Annotated in this window: 19 protein-coding genes; 8 read left to right on the top strand and 11 right to left on the bottom strand. The window is 57.1% G+C overall.

Features of this window, described 5'->3' with window-relative positions:
• The first annotated feature begins 322 nt into the window (after positions 1-322).
• The gene (locus tag F3J26_RS20300; RefSeq protein WP_008458220.1) at positions 323-610 is read left to right on the top strand and encodes a DUF2623 family protein; all 288 of its coding nucleotides are present in this window, start codon (positions 323-325) and stop codon (positions 608-610) included.
• Positions 611-722: 112 nt separating this feature from the next.
• Here F3J26_RS20300 and F3J26_RS20305 read toward each other — a convergent pair whose 3' ends face one another.
• The 3 genes from F3J26_RS20305 to F3J26_RS20315 all read right to left on the bottom strand — a co-directional run bounded on the left by F3J26_RS20305 (position 723) and on the right by F3J26_RS20315 (position 1,828).
• The gene (locus tag F3J26_RS20305) at positions 723-902 is read right to left on the bottom strand and encodes a GDFGVC terminal motif YodC-like protein (RefSeq protein WP_008458219.1); all 180 of its coding nucleotides are present in this window, start codon (positions 900-902) and stop codon (positions 723-725) included.
• Between the two features lie 90 nt (positions 903-992).
• Positions 993-1,517 (bottom strand): rhodanese family protein, encoded by a 525-nt coding sequence (locus tag F3J26_RS20310; protein ID WP_008458218.1) that lies wholly within the window; start codon positions 1,515-1,517, stop codon positions 993-995.
• 8 nt (positions 1,518-1,525) lie between these two features.
• Complete coding sequence (locus tag F3J26_RS20315) at positions 1,526-1,828, bottom strand: metalloregulator ArsR/SmtB family transcription factor (RefSeq protein WP_166995667.1); 303 nt, start codon at positions 1,826-1,828, stop codon at positions 1,526-1,528.
• A gap of 66 nt (positions 1,829-1,894) precedes the next feature.
• On the opposite strand from F3J26_RS20315, the gene F3J26_RS20320 reads away from it, so the two are divergent.
• Both F3J26_RS20320 and F3J26_RS20325 read left to right on the top strand, forming a co-directional pair.
• Positions 1,895-2,509 carry a histidine phosphatase family protein gene (locus tag F3J26_RS20320; RefSeq protein ID WP_166995669.1) on the top strand — a complete coding sequence of 205 codons (615 nt, stop codon included), beginning with the start codon at positions 1,895-1,897 and terminating at the stop codon, positions 2,507-2,509.
• 589 nt (positions 2,510-3,098) lie between these two features.
• Complete coding sequence (locus F3J26_RS20325; RefSeq protein WP_166995671.1) at positions 3,099-7,199, top strand: autotransporter outer membrane beta-barrel domain-containing protein; 4,101 nt, start codon at positions 3,099-3,101, stop codon at positions 7,197-7,199.
• 90 nt (positions 7,200-7,289) lie between these two features.
• On the opposite strand, the gene F3J26_RS20330 is transcribed toward F3J26_RS20325, so the two are convergent.
• On the bottom strand, positions 7,290-8,255 hold the full coding sequence (locus F3J26_RS20330) for an AraC family transcriptional regulator (protein WP_166995673.1): 966 nt from the start codon (positions 8,253-8,255) through the stop codon (positions 7,290-7,292).
• Between the two features lie 81 nt (positions 8,256-8,336).
• Between F3J26_RS20330 and F3J26_RS20335 the strand changes: the two genes are divergently transcribed.
• Positions 8,337-9,368 (top strand): SDR family oxidoreductase, encoded by a 1,032-nt coding sequence (locus F3J26_RS20335; protein WP_166995675.1) that lies wholly within the window; start codon positions 8,337-8,339, stop codon positions 9,366-9,368.
• 3 nt (positions 9,369-9,371) lie between these two features.
• Here F3J26_RS20335 and F3J26_RS20340 read toward each other — a convergent pair whose 3' ends face one another.
• The 4 genes from F3J26_RS20340 to F3J26_RS20355 are packed head-to-tail and all read right to left on the bottom strand — an operon-like array spanning position 9,372 to position 13,154.
• Entirely contained in the window at positions 9,372-10,745 is a 1,374-nt protein-coding gene (locus tag F3J26_RS20340) for an MFS transporter (protein ID WP_286180342.1), read from the bottom strand.
• Between the two features lie 50 nt (positions 10,746-10,795).
• Positions 10,796-11,644, bottom strand: a complete 849-nt coding sequence (locus tag F3J26_RS20345; RefSeq protein WP_166995677.1) for a helix-turn-helix transcriptional regulator — start codon at positions 11,642-11,644, stop codon at positions 10,796-10,798.
• A 9-nt stretch (positions 11,645-11,653) separates the two neighbouring features.
• Positions 11,654-12,604, bottom strand: coding sequence for a 2-dehydropantoate 2-reductase (locus F3J26_RS20350; protein WP_166995679.1), 951 nt, complete (start codon positions 12,602-12,604; stop codon positions 11,654-11,656).
• A 37-nt stretch (positions 12,605-12,641) separates the two neighbouring features.
• The gene (locus F3J26_RS20355) at positions 12,642-13,154 is read right to left on the bottom strand and encodes a winged helix-turn-helix transcriptional regulator (RefSeq protein ID WP_166995682.1); all 513 of its coding nucleotides are present in this window, start codon (positions 13,152-13,154) and stop codon (positions 12,642-12,644) included.
• Between the two features lie 188 nt (positions 13,155-13,342).
• On the opposite strand from F3J26_RS20355, the gene F3J26_RS22600 reads away from it, so the two are divergent.
• Positions 13,343-13,858 carry an alpha/beta hydrolase family protein gene (locus F3J26_RS22600; protein WP_205246577.1) on the top strand — a complete coding sequence of 172 codons (516 nt, stop codon included), beginning with the start codon at positions 13,343-13,345 and terminating at the stop codon, positions 13,856-13,858.
• Positions 13,831-14,508 (top strand): alpha/beta hydrolase family protein, encoded by a 678-nt coding sequence (locus F3J26_RS22605; RefSeq protein WP_205246578.1) that lies wholly within the window; start codon positions 13,831-13,833, stop codon positions 14,506-14,508. Before F3J26_RS22600 ends, F3J26_RS22605 begins: the two co-directional genes overlap by 28 nt.
• On the opposite strand, the gene F3J26_RS20365 is transcribed toward F3J26_RS22605, so the two are convergent.
• The gene (locus tag F3J26_RS20365; RefSeq protein WP_166995684.1) at positions 14,465-15,397 is read right to left on the bottom strand and encodes a LysR substrate-binding domain-containing protein; all 933 of its coding nucleotides are present in this window, start codon (positions 15,395-15,397) and stop codon (positions 14,465-14,467) included. The two genes, F3J26_RS22605 and F3J26_RS20365, sit on opposite strands and share 44 nt — an antisense overlap.
• Before the next feature lie 120 nt (positions 15,398-15,517).
• Between F3J26_RS20365 and F3J26_RS20370 the strand changes: the two genes are divergently transcribed.
• Complete coding sequence (locus F3J26_RS20370) at positions 15,518-16,198, top strand: nitroreductase family protein (RefSeq protein ID WP_166995686.1); 681 nt, start codon at positions 15,518-15,520, stop codon at positions 16,196-16,198.
• Here F3J26_RS20370 and F3J26_RS20375 read toward each other — a convergent pair.
• Positions 16,195-17,061, bottom strand: a complete 867-nt coding sequence (locus tag F3J26_RS20375; protein ID WP_166995688.1) for an EamA family transporter — start codon at positions 17,059-17,061, stop codon at positions 16,195-16,197. The two genes, F3J26_RS20370 and F3J26_RS20375, sit on opposite strands and share 4 nt — an antisense overlap.
• 92 nt (positions 17,062-17,153) lie before the next feature.
• On the opposite strand from F3J26_RS20375, the gene F3J26_RS20380 reads away from it, so the two are divergent.
• On the top strand, positions 17,154-17,939 hold the full coding sequence (locus F3J26_RS20380; RefSeq protein WP_166995690.1) for an AraC family transcriptional regulator: 786 nt from the start codon (positions 17,154-17,156) through the stop codon (positions 17,937-17,939).
• Between the two features lie 47 nt (positions 17,940-17,986).
• Here the strand turns inward: F3J26_RS20380 and F3J26_RS20385 are convergent, their stop codons facing one another.
• Positions 17,987-18,346: a KPN_00521 family repetitive protein gene (locus tag F3J26_RS20385; RefSeq protein ID WP_166869063.1), complete on the bottom strand. Its 360-nt coding sequence runs from the start codon at positions 18,344-18,346 to the stop codon at positions 17,987-17,989.
• Positions 18,347-18,453 lie beyond the last annotated feature (107 nt).

Below are 18,453 nucleotides of genomic sequence, written 5' to 3' on the forward strand. Positions count from 1 at the left end.
TTGCGCTACTTTTATGGCTAATTATTGGTGTTATAAAACATGTAAATCACTGGGCGTAGAGTATGTCACTGCAATGTTTTCATCAATTAGCTATAAATTTTTATTTATAGGTTTTTTGTCGATAAAGTGCGTTGAAACACACTTTGCCGCTGGCATTTCCTGATTTTGTGGTTCCGTTTTTAATTTCTTATTGATTATCAACGAGATGATTTAATTACCTCTTAATGCACAACATCCCCCAAAAACTCCGGGTTTTAGGGATATCCATCGCGCTTAAAATCGTTATATAATTATTTATATAGCGAGTGATGAGGAGTCGCTGATGGATAACCATTTTGGTAAGGGCCTGATGGCCGGAATGAAAGCCCGACAGGCCGACAGCGCAGTTAACGTGGAGCGTTTCTGCGCGGATTACAAACGCGGCTTTGTGCTGGGCTTTACTCACCATATGGCCGAGCAGACCGGCGATCGCCAGCGTGCAGCCTGGGAAGCCGGGGTGTTAACTCGCCGCTATCAGCTGGATAAAGAGTCTGTGGCTGACTTTCTGAAAGAGGTCAACGCGGACGTTGTGGTTCGATGTTTCTTTGCGGGTTATGAGAAGGGCTATTGATTGCTGGCCTGGATTGCCGCCGTGCCCGGTTGTTTATGAATGGCGACGACAAGGACAGGGGCACTTTTATTGAGAAGAACGGCGTGATTAACCTCACGCCGTTTTTTGTTGCTTAGCAAACGCCGAAATCGCCTTCTTCCTGGTACAGCGAAACCGAATCTGCTTTCAGCGTCAGTTGATCCGCACCTAAGGTCGCGGCCGGGACGCAAATCAAATCTTCTCCCTGAACCTCAACCACCTGTAGCTTAGGGCCGCCCTGTTTGGGCTGCACCACATCACCTGGTTTGAACATAGAAAAACCTCTGAATGCTAAGGGAATTTAATGCGGTTTTGCCGCCTGATAACCATAGATCAGAAATCGAGGCGGATAAAGCAAGATACGCTAGCGCCGGTTCCACGGCAGCCAGGCCAGTAGACGTGCCATACCGCAAAATCCGCTGATACCTGCGAACAACAAACCTGCTCCAACAAAGCCGGAAAGCAGGAAAAATCCGCTATTAACGCTGTACCCGAGCACGACCCCAAGCAGGATTAACGTCCCCGCCACAATTTGTACCTGCCGCATGATTGGCAGAGGCTGGCTTTTATCCGCCAGAATCTCCTGCCCGCCTTTTTTCCATGCTTCGAGGCCCCCGGCCAGCAGCATGACCTGGGCCGGTTCGGCAAGCGCCGCCAGCTTTTGGGCATGCTGAGAAGAACGCATTCCGGACTGACAGTGGAAAATCACCACGTCGTGAGGATCTAGCGGCCCCAGCCTGGCGCCGTTTTCAATGGCGGAAAGCGGCATCAGATGCGCCTCTGGAATGTTCTCACGGGCATGTTCATCCGGTTCGCGGATGTCGATCAGCGCGGCACCGCCGGCAATGAGCTTTTTCGCTTCTTCTGGCAAGATGGATGAAATAGTCATGATGTTCCTCAGGGGCAGTAAATGGTTTTCAGCGTCGCGATCACTTCGCGTACCGCGCTATTTTTGATGAAATAGAGCACACGCTGAGCATTACGCTGGTGCGCTATGAGCCCTTCATCCTTCATTTTCGTCAGATGCTGGGAGGTCGCTGAGGGGCTCAATCCTGCGGCGGCGGCAAGTTCTCCGGCCCCGGTGCCTGGGGAGTCGAGCAGCAGGCAGAGGATCAGCAAACGCCGGGGATTACTCATGGCTTTTAGCAATTTGGCGGCTTCGTCCGCACTGGACTGAAGCTGGGAAAGTTCAGGTGTCATGATTTTTACTTTAGATAACGCTAAATTTAGTAAATGCTAAATTAAATTTTCAACAAAGGAAAGAGCGTGCGGGCAATTCTGGTAAGGCATGGAGAAAGTGAGGGGAATCAACAGGGGATTATTCAGGGGAGGCTGGAAAGCCAGCTCACGGCGCGGGGGCTCCGGCAGAGCTTTGCGCTGGCTGCCGAGTTGGCCGATTTATCCGCCCCCCATATTTATACGTCACCGGCGCTGCGTGCACAGGGCACGGCTAATGTGCTGGCCAGTGAATTGCGCAGCCAGACAACCGTGGATGAACGTCTACAGGAACGTGATTTTGGCCCACTCCAGGGGCTAAATGTTATCGAGGCGCAAAAAACACATCCCGGGCTGTTTAATACCCTGCTATCGGGCGAGCCGCACCGGGTGACTCCTGAAGGGGAGTGCCTGGATAACGTTAGTCGCCGCCTGTTTTCCTGCCTGAACGATTTGAATGAACGCCACCGGAACGACACGGTGATTATTGTGACTCACGGCCATGCTTTGGAAATTGTCCTCTGGCAATTGAAAGGCGCTTTAATTACCGACGATCTCAGACAATATGGACATCAAAACTGCAGTTATAGCATCATGAATATTGAAGGTGAATGTATCAAATTGGTTAAGTGGGGGATTGCGACGCATTTACGTGATATTAAATAGACTTTGCTGGGGCTTTTTAAACTTGTTAATGGTTTATTTGTTGCACTGAAGTCAGGGTTTTTATTCATGTTTTTTTGATAGCTAAATTGATTTTTTGCTTTCAAAAACAAAATTAATGCTCACTTGCTAATAGGATTAATCTGTAAGTTGTCGTTTTTGAGTATTTCACGCCTATGGGTGTTTAATGGTTTTAAGGTAAATAAAAACAATTAGTTACTCTGTGTTTTTTGTCTTAGAACATCAGTTTTTATCCTCGCTCAAATTCTCCTTATTATTCATTCCATGCGTCAAATCAAATTGTAATACAATTTAGTTTTGCTTAAGTCTATTTTTGCGGTGTTAAAATTAGTCGTCGAAATAAATTTTTTTCATGAAATATATGGCCGTGAAATGTTAATTTCGTCATCGCTCTGGTGTTTTTGTAATTACATTAAATTAACACCAGAAACATTTTTTAGTGATTTTATCTTTCATCTGAAAGTTGTTTTCGTTCGTCTTTTAAAACCCGAAGGCAATTTTAAATAAATTGTTGCACGCCTGTTTCTGATATTTCGAATCAACAGACTCCGCAGAGTTAAAGAGGATGCAAATGCCCCGTATATTACCGAACCCCGGCAAGCGACGCTTGATTGCCACCGCTATCAGTGCCGCCTTATTAAGCGCCATTCCACAGCTAACGTTTGCCGCAGATGGCCAGACCGGTGGCCCGGCGACCTCTTCTGACAGCGCTCAGGGCGGCGGTGGCGGCACAATGGATACCACAACGGGCATCGGCGGCAACGGCGGTGACGGTGGTTCCGGTGAGCGTGGGCAGGGGAGCAGCCAGGGGGAAAATGGCGGCGCAGGAAGCGTGAATGGCGTGGATAATTCACTCCCTCCAGGCACCGCTACCGGAGGCACAGGCCAGCAGCCAGACGGGACAGCCACCAACGGCAGCGGTTCTGCCGGCGGCGGCGGCGGTGGCGGCTCAGCCGGGTCGGTGCTGAACAGCAGCAGCGGTAGCAATAGCGGCGATATCACAGGCGGAAATGGTGGTCGGGGAGGCAACGGCGGCAGCAATACCACGGACGTGGCCGATGCAGGCAACGGGGGTAACGGCGGTGACGGTGGTGACGGTGGCGCTGGCGTGCTGATCACCGGCACGGGCAGCTATACCAACGGCGGTTCCATCACCGGCGGCGACGGTGGTACCGGGGGTAACACCGGAAGCGCAGCGGCAAACGACCAAACGACGGCGGGAGAAACGCTCCACGGCGGCAGCGGTGGAGCAGGCGGCGCGGGCGGGGATGGCGTCATGTTGACCCAGGGCGGGAATGTCACTAACACCGGGGAAATTACCGGTGGGCGGGGGGCCACGGGCGGCCTTGCGGCTAATGCCGACACCAAAAGCAACGCCAATGTGATCGGCGTTGGCGGAAGCGGCGGTGAGGCGGCCGAAGGCGGGAGCGGGGTCTGGCTGAGCGACACCAGTACGATAACCAACAGCGGCAGAATCCTGGGCGGCGGCGGCGGCGACGGTGGTAACGGCGGGGCGGTTGAGTCTGGCCAGGGAACAGGCGTTGTAGGGTATGGTTCTGCAGGCGGCAACGGCGGCAGCGGGATTACGGTTAAAGGCAGCGGCAACGTCATTAATAACAATGGCGGCCATATTATCGGTGGCAACGCCGGGACCGGTGGCGGCGGTAACTCTAACAGTACCGGGGATAATCTCAGCGGCGGTGACGGCGGTGACGGCGGGAAAGGCGGCAGCGGGATCGAGCTTGAAGGCGGCGGCAGCGTCAGTAACTTCGGCGAAGTGACCGGCGGGCTCGGCAACCGCGGCGGCGGTAGCGGGAACTTAAGTACCTCACAGGGCGGTGACTCCGGTGCCGGGGGCATTGGAATTAAAATCAACGGTGGCGGCGATGTTATCAATGAATCCAGCGGCGTCGTCACCGGCGGTAAAGGTGGGGATGATTCTGCGGGCGGCGGCGGCGTAGGTGGCGCAGGCGGTGATGCAGTCTCCATTGTCGGAGCCGGGAGCGTGACCAACCACAGCGCGTTTGTGGGCGGAGACGGTGGCGCGGGGGCGAACGGCAACAGCCCGACCTCCGGCGGCGGGATCGGCGCAAAAGGCGGGAACGGCTTGTCCATTGACGGCAACGGTACGCTGACTAACGACAATGGCGCGAGTATCACCGGTGGCCTGGGGGGAACCGGGGGCGGCAGCGGCGGTGATACCAGCCGCGGCGGTACCGGCGGTCAAGGCGGGAGTGGCGTCCTGATTGGCGCTGGCGGTCAGGTCATAAATAACGGCGATATCCTTGGCGGCACGGGTAACCGCGGGGGAGGCGGGGGCGGTAATGCCGGTGGCGCTGGTGGCGCTGGGATCAGCATGACCTCCGGCGGCGGGAGCGTCGTTAATACCGGCAGGATTTCGGGCGGTAACGGCGGTGAACCCGGTACAGCAGGCGGAATAAACGGCGTCGGGGATATTGGCATCGGTGGAGTCGGGATCAGCGGCAGCGATATGACTATCGTCAACAGCGGAACCATCAGCGGTGGGCTGGATTTCAACGGGCAAAACCACTCGCAGGCCATTCTGTTTAACGGCGGAACCAACTCCCTGGAGCTGCGTGACGGCTATAACGTGCAGGGCACCGTGCAGGCTATCGGCGGTGATGACACGCTTATTTTGGGCGGTGATGCCAATAGCCAGTTCGATGCCGTCAGTATTGGCGACAATGCCCAGTACCAGGGCTTCGAGCACTTCCATAAAACGGGGGCGAGCACTTGGGTATTGAACAATACCACGGCAGCGGCCACGCCCTGGACTTTGTACGCCGGCATTTTACAGATTGCGCAGAACGGTGCGTTGGGGGCCGACACCAGTTTGTTGACCTTCGACGGTGGTACGCTGCAGGTAACTAATAGCTTTGATTTAGAGCGCCCCATCACGCTGGAAAACGCGGGTGGGACGCTGGACACTCAGGGGTTCAATACAACCATCAATCAGGGCGTGACCGGCAGCGGGGCATTGACCAAGCTTGGCAGCGGGGCGTTGACCATGACCGGGGACAGCACCTACACCGGCGCGACCACGCTGGCGGAAGGGAGCCTGGACGTGACGGGATCTTTGGTCAGCGATGTTAGGGCTAAGAGCGCGACTCTGCTTTCTGGTACGGGCAGTATCGGCGCAGCCACGCTGGAAACCGGCAGTACCTTAACCATCGGCAGCCCGCAGCAGACAAACGACGACGCAGCCAGTTTCACTGTGAGCGGCGATCTGAATAACAGCGGACTTGTGAATCTTTCTCGCAGTGCTGATATCGTCGGTAACACACTGAATGTCGGCGGCGATTATACAGGCGGTACCGACAGCCAACTGAACGTGAATACCGTGTTGGGGGATGATGCATCTGTCACTGACAAGCTAGTGATTCAGGGGGCGACGTCTGGTTCAACCGTGCTGGCGGTCAACAACGTTGGCGGCCAGGGGGCTGAAACACAGCAGGGGATAGAAGTGGTGGCCGTGGGCGGCAACTCTGCGTCAGGCGTATTCACTCAATCCGGGCGTATTGTTGCCGGGGCATGGGACTACAGCCTGGTGCAGAAGGGGCAGAATTGGTATCTGACCTCTATGAGCAATCTACCTCCGGAACCGCCTGTTGATCCTGTGACACCACCAGTCGATCCTGTCAGGCCTACGGTACCACCGATCCAGCCCGATCCGGTGCCGGTTTATCGGCCTGAGGCGGGCAGCTATCTGGTGAACCTGACGGCGGCGAATACGCTTTTCAACCTGACGCTGGACGATCGCGAAGGTGCCACAGAATACCATGCCCCGCTGGATGAACGCGGCATGGCCCGCAGCACTTTCTGGCTGCGTCAGGAGGGCGGGCAGAACCGCTTCCGCACCGGGGAAGGCCAGGTAAGCTCCAGCGCCAACCGCTACGTTGCGCAACTGGGGAATGAATTCCTGCACGGCACCAGCAATCAGACCGACCGCTGGGGCGCTGGGCTGATGGCAGGCTATGGCAACGTGCAGGGCAACTCACGTTCAAATTTGACCGGCTATCGCTCTGAGTCCGAGCTGGACGGTTACAGCGTCGGGGCTTACGGCACCTGGTACCAGAACGCCGTTTCCCGCGAAGGCGTCTATGTTGACGGCTGGGTGATGTACAACTGGTTTAACAACCGCGTCAGCGGTGATGATTTGCCGAACGAGGATTACAAGAGCCGCGGCTTCACCGCGTCGCTTGAAAGCGGCTATAACATGCTGCTTAGCGAAAGCGAGCGTCAGGCCGTCTACCTTGAACCTCAGGCGCAGCTGACCTGGATGGGCGTTCACAGCGCTGAACATACGGAAGCTAACGGCACTCGCGTGCAGGACAGCGGCCAGGGTAACCTACAGTCTCGCCTTGGCGTACGGTTATATCTGCGCGGCCACCGTACAGAGGACGACGGCAAAGGGCGTGAATTCAAGCCTTATGTAGAAGCAGACTGGCTGCATAACACCAAAAACTTTGGCGTGAGAATGGGGGATAAGCTGCTCAATGAAGAGGGCGTCCGCAACATCGGCCAGCTCAAACTTGGCGTGCAGGGGCAGATTTCCCATGATCTCAATATGTGGGGCGGTGTTGCCCAGCAAATCGGCGACAAAGGCTACCACGACACCTCCGCGATGATCGGCGTGAAATACGGGTTCTGATAAACCAACAAAGCGGCCGGAATAACCCGGCCGTTTTTTCATAAAAAGACCTTTTTCCCCTTCTCGCCACTGTGCGGCGTTTTTTTATTCTCAACTTACCGTGTTGCGAGCGGCGTTACGCCAGGCTCTGGGTGACAGCCCGGTTTCGCGCTTAAAGGCGTTGCTAAAAGCGCTTTCGGAGGTGTAGCCGAGGGACTGGGCCACCATGGCAATTTGGTCTGCCTGCTCGCGCAGTGCTTTCTCCGCCAGCCGCATACGCCACTGGGTAAGATAAGCCACAGGCGTAATGCCCGATACGTTACGGAAATACTCCGCAAATGTGGTGCGCGACATCGCACAGGCTTGGGCGAGATCTTCCAGGCGCCAGTTCCGAGCCGGGTTGGTGTGGATAAGCTGCAGCGCCGGGGCTAGGCGGGCATCTCCCAATGCGCGTAGCAAACCTGCCGGAAGCGAACTGCTGGTTTGCAAATGGGCACGAAGGATCTGAATAAACAGCAACTGCGAAAGCTGCGCGGAGGCGAGCTGGGTGCCGGGCTGGGCCGTTTCTCTTTCGGCAATCAGCTGATCGAGCAGCCAGCGGAAAGACGCCGCCTGCGGGGATGCGGCCGGGATGTGAATCCACTGCGGCAACACCTGAGCAAGCATCTGCCCGCGATGGGGATCCAGCAGGACGTGGCCGCCCATATACTCAAACTCTTTCCCTTCTCCCAGAGCGGCGTAGTTCCGCTCTCCGGCCTTAAAAACGCTCATCGCATCGACCGGTTTGATCTCTGGTGAGCTGGCGACAATAAACGCCCGCCTGGCATTCAGCAGGCCGACATCGCCGGTGCAAAAATAAATCGGTTCCGCATGGCCTTCGAGCATCACCCAGCAACTGCCTTTGACGATGGCGAAGAACTTAATTTTGTCCGGAGGTGGGAAGTGAAGCGCCCAGTCGCCGCCCGCGGTAAAGCCGCCGGTGACCAGCGACTCGGCGTCGGCAAATTTGAGGATTTCAGAAAAAGGATCGGTGTGCATTTCCGTACTATCGCGCAAGTAGAACGGACTATCAAGCATTCAAAATCCACCTGACCGGCGTTATTCTGCGCAGCAAGTGAACGTATGCTGCCTGCTTGCCAGGCCACAGATGACCAAAGCATGACACAAGATATTGTATTAGTTACCGGTGGAACCGGATTTATTGCCCAGCACTGCATCATTACCCTGCTGGCAAAAGGCTATGAAGTTCGCACCACCGTACGTTCCGCGGACCGCAAAGCAGAAGTGCTCCAAAACCTGAAAGAGGGCGGCTGCGAGCCCGGAGAGCGCCTCTCCTTTTTCATCGCTGATTTAATGGCGGATGAAGGCTGGGCTGAAGCGATGGCCGGGTGCCGCTACGTGATGCATGGCGCATCGCCGACGCCTTCAGGCAACCACGCCACCGACGAAGACTGGATCAAACCTGCGGTAGACGGCAACCTGCGAGTGCTCCGCGCCGCAAGCTTTGCCGGGGTTAAGCGCGTCGTCCTCACCTCAGCCTTTGGGGCCGTTGGCGTCGGGCATCCGGCAAGCCATCGCCGCCCGTTTGATGAAACGGACTGGAGCGACGTGTCCGGCAAAGTGTGGCCCTATCAGAAATCGAAAACGCTGGCGGAAAAAGCCGCCTGGGACTTTGTGGAGAAAGAAGGGCGTGGCCTGGAGTTATCGGCGGTGAACCCGGTGGCGGTAATGGGGCCGGTATTGGGGCCTGATTTTTCCCATTCCACGCGGCTGGTGAAAAACATGCTGGATGGGCAAAAAGGCAACCCGAACATCAACTCTTGCTTTGTGGATGTGCGCGACGTGGCCGATTTGCACTGGCTGGCGATGACGCATCCTGCCGCCAACGGCGAGCGTTTCCTTGCCAGCTCTGGCCACAGCCTGCTGATGGTTGAGGTGGCGAAAATCCTGCGTAAACACCTCGGCGAAGCCGCCGGCAAAGTCTCCACCCTCGCGCTGCCCGACTGGATGGTGCGCCTGGCGGCGCACAAAAATCCGGGCATGAAAGGATCGCTGACTCTGCTGGGCGTCAACATGGACGTGACCAATGCGAAAGCGGTGAACCTGCTCGGCTGGGCACCGCGTTCCCCGGAAGAAGCTATTGTGGCCACCGCCGAAAGTTTTATTCGCCTGGGCTTACTGGAAAAATAAAGGCTACCGCTTCGCGCTTAGCAGCAGCGCTGACAGCAAGGCGATAAGCCCGAAAAGCGACATCAGCAGCCACGCGGTGTGGTACTGCTCGCTGGCAACGGCGCTGCCGGACACGGCCACAAACACCGCCACGCCTATGGCGGCCCCAATTTGCCGCGAGGTGTTAATGATCCCGGTGCCGGTGGCATATTGCTGCGCCGGGAGCGCCGCCGTACCGCCTGCGATAAACCCCGTCTGGCCGATACCCGCTCCGGCTCCGGTCAGCATCAGCGCAGGCAGATAGGCCAGCAGATAGTCCGGTTCGGCGCTAAGGGCGCTGTACCACCAGAGGCCGGCTATTACATATAAAATACCGGCGGCGATGGTGAGTTTTTTAGGGGAGAACCCCGTTCTGCCCGCGATCAGCGAGGCAACCACGGCGGTGCCAGGGCCGAGGCCAAAAGCGGCGCCTGCCTCGACGGTCGGCCAGTGCCAGACCTGGGTCAGATACAGGCTACCGCCCAGCAGCATGATGGCAAATCCCATGTAGAAAAAGGCCATGCCCAGCGTGGCCAGGGTAAACGCAGGCACGCGGAATACCCGCAGGTCGAGCGCCGGGGAAGGCTGCGTCAGGCAGCGACGAACGAACAGTGTCAGGAAGACGAACGCTCCGCCCAACACCGTCCAGAGCCTGGCGCTGGCGAGGCCCCAGTCGCTGGCCCAGGAGATCCCGGCCACCAGCAGCGCAAGCCCCGCAACCAGCATTAGCGAGCCGAGAATATCCGGGAAACGGCTCTTTACGACCTCCGTTTCCGTCAGGTGCTTGCTCAGCCACAGCGCCGGGATTGCCACCGGCAGGTTGATCAGGAAGATCAATCGCCAGTCGATATTCACCAGCGCTCCGCCGAGCATTGGGCCAAGTGCGGCGGCAACTGAGCCGGTAGCGGCCCAAATCCCTACCATTTGCTTATGGCGCTCTTTTGGATACGCCGCCAGCAACAGCCCCAGGCTGGTGGGGATCATCAGCGCGGCGCCAATGCCTTTCAGGCCCCGCGCGCAAATCAGCGAGATAACATCCGGGGCAAAAGCACAGGCTATGCTCGCCACTGAAAACACCGCCAGACCTGCCTTGAAGATACGCTTGCGGCCGTAAATATCCGCTATTCGGCCTGCGGGCACCAGAAACGCAGCGAAGGCAATGGAATACGCGCTGATCACCCAGGACAGCGCCTGGTTAGTGGCTCCGGCAAAGCTATCGCGAATAGCCGGGAAAGCGAGGTTGACGACAAACAGATCGAGCGACGACAGCACGCTTCCCGCGCCAATCACAATCATGACCCAGGCGGACACTCGCGCGCTGGCCTGGCTGACGGATGGTGAATCCGTGGAATGAGACATACTCTGCTCCGAAGAAAGTAAGAACCTTAAAACGCAGGAGTATGAAAACGTCAGCGGCGGCCGTATTGGATATCTGAAAAATGAGCGCTAACAAATTGTGCGGGCGTGATGCCGAAGCAGCCTTTGAAGCGGCGAATCAAATGGCTTTGATCGAACAGGCCAACGGCGGTGGCGACGTCCGAAGCAGGCTGGCCCGCGCGGAGCATTTGCCTGGCGGAGTCCATGCGGACTCTGTTGAGGTAGGCGTGCAGCGACAGGCCATAAGCGGCGCGAAACAGTTGGTTCAGCCGAACCCGGCTCAGGCCGGATGCCTGCGCCATATCTTCCGTGGTCAGCGGGGAGGCAAAGCTGGCATGAATCAGGTCGCGGACTTTGGCAATTCGCGGCTCGCGGCGTTCTTCCTGCGGCGTAAACCGGCGGGTGGAATAGCGGCTTAGCAGCGGCTTCAACGCGTCAATCAGCAGCACTTCCAGCGCTAAGTTATCCTGCGATTGAAACAGCGTGCGGTGTAGCGTTTGCAGCCTGGCGACGATATCAGGATCGCTCAGGACCGGGCTGGTGAAGCACAGTCCGTGGCCGGGATCCAGTTCCAGCTCGTGGGCAATGCCGTCCACAACCCAGGGCTGGACGTAGAGCATGCTGTAGGTGTAGCCCTGCTCGGAATAAACGCTGCCGTCGTGGGCATCCCCCGGATTCACGATCATCGCACTGCCGGCAGGCGCGATAATCGAGCCGCGGCCCAGCCCCACTTTAGAGGCCCCGACGTCCATAGTGCCGATCACAAAGTAATCGTGGGAGTGGCGCTCGTAGCGGTGCTTATTAAAATGGGCGTGCAGGCCCTGGAGCCCCTGCGACGGCGCCGCGACGAACTGTGTCCACTCGTTGGCGAGAAGCTCCATATGACCTCGTTATTTGAACGGCTGCTGGGCCGCCGCGCCTGGCGTGTGCTGGTGGGCGTAAACCTGGAGATGGCAGTACGCAGCCCGATAAAGGGGGACGTTCAGGCCGTGTCGAGTGGCGCGGGTAATCATATCGCCGACAATCGCATCACCTTCCAGGCGTGGCGCGTTGCTGGCAATGTCGCGCCTCATCGAGGCGGCCCAGGCGGATTGTGGATCCAGCAGGCGTTCTTCGATGCTGGTGATTTCCGTCTGCGGTAGCGCATAGCCTTCCGCTGTGGCGACGCTCAGGCTCTCCGAAATCGCCTGTTTCATCAGCGCCTCTCCGTCCCGTGTCGCCATGATATCTCCCACCGTGCCACGCATCAGGCAGTTCATTAACGCGCCGGAAGCCAGCATCACCCATTTGTTCCAGAGCGCCTGCATAATGTTATCTGACAGGGCGCGTGCGCCTGCGGAAGAGGCTAAAAGCGCGTAAACCGCTTTTGCTGCATCAAGCGTTGCGGGCGATCTCGCGCCGACAACAACTTGATCCGCCGCACCCATCTGTTTGATGTCGCCGTTGGCGTTAAGCGTGGTGGCAATATAAGCCACGCCGCCGAGCACCCGGTCGCGGCCAAAACGAGCGTCAAGCTCGTCGTAAACCGAGAGGCCATTGAGGAAAGGCAAAATGGCGGTAGAAGGGCCAACTGCGGGCGTAATGTCCTCGATAGCCGCCTGCAGATCGTACGTTTTGCAACTGAGCAAAATCAGATCGTATTCCGACCGGAGGCTCTCCCGGGTGACTGCGTTAACCGGGGCGTTAAAATCGCCCAAACTGCTTTCCAGCCGCAGCCCTTGCTTTGCCAGCAGCTCAGCCCGTTTTGGCCGAACGAGAAAAGTCACGTCAGCGCCGGCCTGAATCAGCCTTGCGCCGTAATAACCCCCGATTGCACCTGCCCCAACCACCAGTATTTTCATTACTTTTCTCGCTGAGTTTACGTTGATCTTACCCGACTTAGCTTTCGCTGGGTTCGGGGTTTCTGATTCGACCCGCCGAACGCCAGCGGGTGAGGTCGTCGGCGCCTGGCCCCAACTCCACCATGACGTCCTGCGGCGAAACTTGCTGCCCGGTTTCGGTATCCACGAGGGCAACTTTTACTTTATGGCCGCTGCTGCCGTCCACCATGAAAAGCGACGGCCCCACAAGGCCCGGGATATTCCATTTGCTGCCTATCTGCATCATGCTCAGCAGCACCAGCCCGATATCCCGCCCTTTTTCGGTGAGCAAATATTCGTAGCGATCCGGTCTCGTCTGGTAGCGCTGCCGGGTAATCAACCCTTGCTCTTCAAGCACTTTTAGCCTGTCGGACAGCGTAGCATTGGTGATGCCGCTGGAGCGGCGAAAATCGTCGTAGCGGCGGAGGCCTAAAAACAGGTCCCGCATAATAAGCATTCCCCAGCGGTCGCCTAAGGCTCCCATCACGCAGGCGATGGAGCAGGTCATACCTTCAAAACCTTTCGAGCGCATAGCGTTCCTTATTTTTCATCAACGTGGACCCGGTAACAGTCTATAGCCGGATCTCTGCCTCCGGCCAATGGTTACGCTGCAGTTGATCTTTTTATTGTTACTCTTATTATAAGAGTTAATGGTGAAAGGGCAAGTTTTAAACAGCCCGATGCCAGAGAACCGTCGCTCATTTACCCAGGTGAATCTTGATGAAATCTACGCGTACCCTTACGAAAATCAGTCTGTTGTTAAGCCTTTTGCTGGCCGGTACCGGGCTCTCCAGCCCCGTATTTGCCGCCCCCGCGGCGCCCTGGGATACTCAGCTCAACCCGGCGGCACATCAGGCCAATGCCGTATTCAATGACTACAAGTTTCGGGATGGCGAAACGCTGGCTCAGGTGAAACTGCACTACGCCACGCTCGGGAAAGCTCACCGAAATGCGCAGGGAGAGATTGATAATGCGATCCTCGTGCTGCACTGGACGGGGGCGGACAGCCGGGCGCTGCTGAGCCCTGTCTGGACTAAATCCCTCTACTGGCCAGGCCGCCCGTTGGACTCGAGCCGCTACTACCTGATTTTTGCCGACAGCATTGGTCACGGCCAGTCGAGCAAGCCGAGTGACGGCTTAAAGGCAAAATTCCCCAACTACGATTACGGCGATATGGTTGATTTGCAGCACAAGCTGGTGACCGAACGTTGGGCATTAAACATCTGCATGCCGTGATAGGGATGTCGATGGGGGGCATGAATGCCTGGCAGTGGGCGGTGGCATATCCGAACATGATGGACGGCGTCATGCCGGTGGTGTCGCTGCCGATCAAAGTTTCCGGGCGTAATCTGCTGTGGCGCAGAATGATCGTGGACTCGGTACGAGCCGATCCGGCCTGGCACAACGGCAATTATACTCAGGCACTCGAGAGCTGGCTTCAGGGCTACAACATCCTGCGAATGATGATCGACAGCGCGCCGGATCTGCAAAGAACGATCCCGGACGAGGCCGCGGCGGACAAGTTCCTGGCGAACAACCGTTTCACCGCCAACCATATCGACACCAACGATGTGATTTATTCGCTCAAATCCTCCTTCAGCTATAACCCGCAGCTTGACCTGAACAAAATCACCACCAAACTGTATGCGCTGAACTTTTCGGATGACGAGTTCAATCCTGACAGCCTGCGCGTGCTGGAAACCGAAGTGCCGAAGCTAAAACAGGGCCGCTACGTGGTGCAGGCAGGCACGCCAACATCGCCGGGGCATTTCACCATGACGCGCCCGGATCTGTGGGCGAATCACGTCGGCGAGTTTATGCAATGGATTGGCGATAAACGAGTTAAGCGTCCTGCCAGTAGGGCGGAGAGCCAAACTTCGCCATAAAAAAGTCTATTGCGGTGCGGGTGTTGAGCGACGGAAAACGCCCGCCGGGGTAGAGCATATAGAGTGAATGGTCGGTGGCGCTGTAGGACGCGGTGTAATCCGTCATCATCGGGATAAGCCGCCTGGCCCGCAGCGCATCGCTGATTTGCCAGTCCGGGAACAGCACGATCCCCGCGCCATCTTCTGCCGCTTTCACCAGCATTTCAGCGTTGCCGGAGATGATTTTAGGCTCCGGCGTGAGCTGTACTTTTTCTTCGCCCTGCGTGAAATACCAGCGCTGTAGCCCCATCAGGCCGCGGTAGGCCAGCAGTTTATGGCTGTGCAACTCTTCGGGCTTTTGCGGCGTGCCGTAGCGTGCGAGATAGGCCGGGCTGGCGACCAGATAAGCGCGCTGGCGGGTAATAAAACGCCCGTGCAGCGAGCTGTCCTGCATCGGCGAGATACGCAGCAGCAGATCGGTGCCGTCCGCCAGCGGGTTGATGTAGTTATCGGTCAGGTTTAGCTCCAGCCGCAGCGCCGGATAACGTTCGCTGAATTCAGCAATCCACGGGGCGATGTGACGCAGGCCGAAAGACACCGGCGCGTTGAAGCGAAGCACGCCGCCGGGCTGCTGGCGGCGCTCGCTAATTTGGTTTTGCACCTGCTCAAGCTGGCTCAGCATTTCCCTGAACGCTGCGGCGTAAATATTCCCCGCCTCGGTGGCGACCACGGCTCGCGTGTTGCGGTAAAGCAGCTGTGTCTCCAGCGATTGCTCAAGCTGAATTACGGTGCGGGAAACGGAAGAGGGGGAAAGGTTCTCCTGGCGGGCCACTTCTGAAAAGCTGCCTTCGCTGATAACGGCAAGGAAGAGGCGCATTGAGCGCGCATTTATCTGGCTCAGATCTTTCATTTGTGCAATTTCCGCAAAAGTCCTTAATGGATTATACGGTTTTTCGCTACGTCCGGCAGCGTTATCCTCCCCGGCAAGTAACGATGTCCGGTTTCGCCGGGCAAGCACAGAGAGGATGGTATGAGCAATACAGTTTTGGCTTTTGACGAAGCCATACGTCAGCGTTTTTCATCCAGAGCGTTTCTGCCTACGCCGCTGACTGAGGCACAAATTCGGGATGTTTTGCAGGATGCCCAGCATTCGCCGTCCAACTGCAACACGCAGCCGTGGAACGTCCATATTGCCTCCGGCGCAACCAAAGATGCGCTGCAAAAGATGATGATTGAGAACGATATGGCGGGTAACGTCACGCCAGATTTCAGCTTCAGCTATGACGATTTTCACGGAGATTATTACGAGCGCAGCCAGCGCCAGGCGAAGGTTTATTACGATGCGCTTGGCATCGCCCGTGACGATAAAGAGAAGCGCCGCGAAGCGTATCTGCGTAACTTCAACTTCTTCGGTGCCCCACATGTAGCGTTCCTGTTTATGCCGTCGTTTGGCGACAACGTGCGCGTGGCGTCCGACATCGGTATGTACGGGCAGAGCTTCCTTCTGTCATTGGCAGCGCGCGGTTTTGCCGGTATTCCGCAAACGCTGCTCGGCTTCCATGCCGATGCGACGCGTAAAATTCTTGGCGTGCCGGACGAGTATCGCCTGCTGTTCGGGATCTCCTTCGGCTATGCCGATCCGGACGCGCCTTCTGCTCAGGTTCGCATGTGGCGCCAGAGCGTGGACGACAGCGTGACGCTGCATAACTAGCGGCTGAGCGGGCGCTCTTTTTTCATGCCGATGGCCAGGGCCAGCAGGATCGCCGCCAGAGAAAGCGCGCTGGTGAGATCGGGAACCTGGCCAAGAATCAGCGCCGAGCTGAGCATGGCGAAGACCGGGATCAGCAGAGAAAGCGGTGCCACGCGGGAAGCCGGGTATGTGTGAAGCAGGGTATTCCAGCCCCAGTAGCAGAAGTGCGTCGCGGCATAAACCTGGAACAGCAGCGAAAACACGGCCTGTTTATCGATATTCTGCGCCAGCGAAGTGAAGGGCGCGGAACCGTGCCAGGCCCAGGTCAGCAGCACCAGCGGCACAGGGGGAAACAGGCTGGCCCACACCACAAAAGCAAAGATCTCTTTCACGCCGGAAAGTTTGATGATGATGTTCCCGGCGCTCCAGGCCAGCGCGCTGATCACAATCAGTATCAACCCGGTTAGCGTTGCGCTGCCGGCGCTATCCAGCACCACGCCAAGCAGCCCCGCCGCCGCCAGAACAATACCGCAGCGCTGCGGGCGAGTAAGGCGTTCGCCAAACAGCAGAACACCCCAGCCCAGGGTAAAAAAGGCGCTGAGCTGGATAAGCAAGGCGGCGCTGCCGGGCGGCACGCCAAACGCGATGCCCAGATTGATCAGCGCCCACATCGCCACGCCAAAAATCAGGCCATAGGTTGCTACCCAATGCAAGGCTACTGCCGGGCGTTGGATAAAGAAAACCCACGGCAGGGCGGCAAACGTAAACCGCAGGGCGGTTAATAGAAGGGGATCTATCTGGGCCAGCCCGAGCCGGGTAAGAGGAAAGTTAATCCCCCAGGCGGCGGTGACGGCCAGGGCGAGAAAAAGGTGTTTGCGCTGCATGTCTGTGTCCGGTGAAAAGTGTCGCCGTGACTGTAGCGCTTCCCGAATTGGCCTGCTTTTATTAACGGGTCAATTTTTGTTAAAATTGGGCCATGCAAAATAACATCACAGCAGTTTATCAGGATTCGCCTCAGGCAATCATCGTCACGGAAAAGCACTTCGCCGATGGGGATTGCTTCCCGGTGCACAGCCACGATCGCGGGCAGTTTGCCTACGCCGCAAGCGGCGTCATCTCCGTGGAGACGCCAGATGGAAACTGGGCAGTGCCGCCGCAATGCGCCATTTGGGTGCCGGGCGGCCTGGTTCACGCCATGCAAATGCGCGGGCCGGTCATCATGCTTAACGGCTATATCAGTGACGCCGCAGCGCACAGACTTAGGCTGCCGCAGACGAGCCAGGTTTTTGGCGTGTCAATACTGCTACGTGAGCTGCTGGCGCAGGCCGTGGCCCTGGCTGAGGTCTCCCAACCTGAAGGGCGAGGCCGGAGCCTGCTTGATTTTCTGCTCTATGAAATTGCCTCGATGCCCGCGCTTTCTCTCAATGCCCCGCTGCCCGACGAACCTCGTTTGCAGGCGGCCTGTCGGGCGTTCTTACTGGCACCTTCGCTGGAAACGTCAGTTGATGATATGGCTGCGCGCGTGGGCATGAGCCGCCGAACCTTTACCCGCCAGTTCAGGCAGCAGACTGGCATCAGCTTTGTAGCATGGCGGCAACAGGCCTGCCTGCTGACGGCGATAGGTCGGTTAGGTGAAGGGGAGGCGATCACGCGCATTGCGCTGGATTTAGGCTACAGCAGCCCTGGGGCTTTTTCTGGCGTGTTTAAAAAAGCGCTGGGGAAAACGCCGGGACGATATTTTGCTGAAAAACGGACAGATTGAGGCAATAAAAAAGCCGCTTTCGCGGCTTATTGTTTAAAGAAAGCTAATTATTCAGTGACCTTTTTCTTCAGGTCAGCAGCGCCTTCTTTGGTCTTATTCCAGCCTTTTTCAGCACCTTCTTTGGTTGCGTCCCAACCTTTCTCGGTGCCTTCTTTGGTTTTATGCCACGCCTTCTGGGAGCCTTCACTTATCTTGCTGCCCGTGCTGTCGCTCTTCCCTTCGGCGGCGTGTTTCGACTTAAGCTTCAGCTCTTCGCCTTTGTTCTCTGCCTCGTGCAGTTTCTCTTTGGCGGTGTTCGCGCCTTCGTGTGCTGCAGCGACGGTCTCATCGGTTGCATGTGTGGTGGTCGCGGCAAAAACAGGGGCAGCCAGCAGAATTGCAGATAAAGCGATGATCGTTTTTTTCATAATATCCTCAACAAACGTTATCAGTCCTTATGACCGTGAATAAGCCTGGCACAGCGAAGCGGATGTTGCCTTAGGTAATATTCCTAAATGAGTCAGGATGTTTACGG

Origin of the sequence: Enterobacter sp. Ap-867 (assembly GCF_011752855.1) — a bacterium.
Taxonomy (GTDB): domain Bacteria; phylum Pseudomonadota; class Gammaproteobacteria; order Enterobacterales; family Enterobacteriaceae; genus Cedecea.

Coding starts and splice junctions, on each gene's coding strand:
- F3J26_RS20350 (WP_166995679.1), bottom strand. CDS start 12,604: ATGAAAATACTGGTGGTTGGGGCAGGTGCAATCGGGGGTTATTACGGC.
- F3J26_RS20330 (WP_166995673.1), bottom strand. CDS start 8,255: ATGCTTGATAGTCCGTTCTACTTGCGCGATAGTACGGAAATGCACACC.
- F3J26_RS20300 (WP_008458220.1), top strand. CDS start 323: ATGGATAACCATTTTGGTAAGGGCCTGATGGCCGGAATGAAAGCCCGA.
- F3J26_RS20310 (WP_008458218.1), bottom strand. CDS start 1,517: ATGACTATTTCATCCATCTTGCCAGAAGAAGCGAAAAAGCTCATTGCC.
- F3J26_RS20380 (WP_166995690.1), top strand. CDS start 17,154: ATGCAAAATAACATCACAGCAGTTTATCAGGATTCGCCTCAGGCAATC.
- F3J26_RS20325 (WP_166995671.1), top strand. CDS start 3,099: ATGCCCCGTATATTACCGAACCCCGGCAAGCGACGCTTGATTGCCACC.
- F3J26_RS20305 (WP_008458219.1), bottom strand. CDS start 902: ATGTTCAAACCAGGTGATGTGGTGCAGCCCAAACAGGGCGGCCCTAAG.
- F3J26_RS20345 (WP_166995677.1), bottom strand. CDS start 11,644: ATGGAGCTTCTCGCCAACGAGTGGACACAGTTCGTCGCGGCGCCGTCG.
- F3J26_RS22600 (WP_205246577.1), top strand. CDS start 13,343: ATGAAATCTACGCGTACCCTTACGAAAATCAGTCTGTTGTTAAGCCTT.
- F3J26_RS20365 (WP_166995684.1), bottom strand. CDS start 15,397: ATGAAAGATCTGAGCCAGATAAATGCGCGCTCAATGCGCCTCTTCCTT.
- F3J26_RS20340 (WP_286180342.1), bottom strand. CDS start 10,745: ATGTCTCATTCCACGGATTCACCATCCGTCAGCCAGGCCAGCGCGCGA.
- F3J26_RS20335 (WP_166995675.1), top strand. CDS start 8,337: ATGACACAAGATATTGTATTAGTTACCGGTGGAACCGGATTTATTGCC.
- F3J26_RS20375 (WP_166995688.1), bottom strand. CDS start 17,061: ATGCAGCGCAAACACCTTTTTCTCGCCCTGGCCGTCACCGCCGCCTGG.
- F3J26_RS20370 (WP_166995686.1), top strand. CDS start 15,518: ATGAGCAATACAGTTTTGGCTTTTGACGAAGCCATACGTCAGCGTTTT.
- F3J26_RS20385 (WP_166869063.1), bottom strand. CDS start 18,346: ATGAAAAAAACGATCATCGCTTTATCTGCAATTCTGCTGGCTGCCCCT.
- F3J26_RS20315 (WP_166995667.1), bottom strand. CDS start 1,828: ATGACACCTGAACTTTCCCAGCTTCAGTCCAGTGCGGACGAAGCCGCC.
- F3J26_RS20355 (WP_166995682.1), bottom strand. CDS start 13,154: ATGCGCTCGAAAGGTTTTGAAGGTATGACCTGCTCCATCGCCTGCGTG.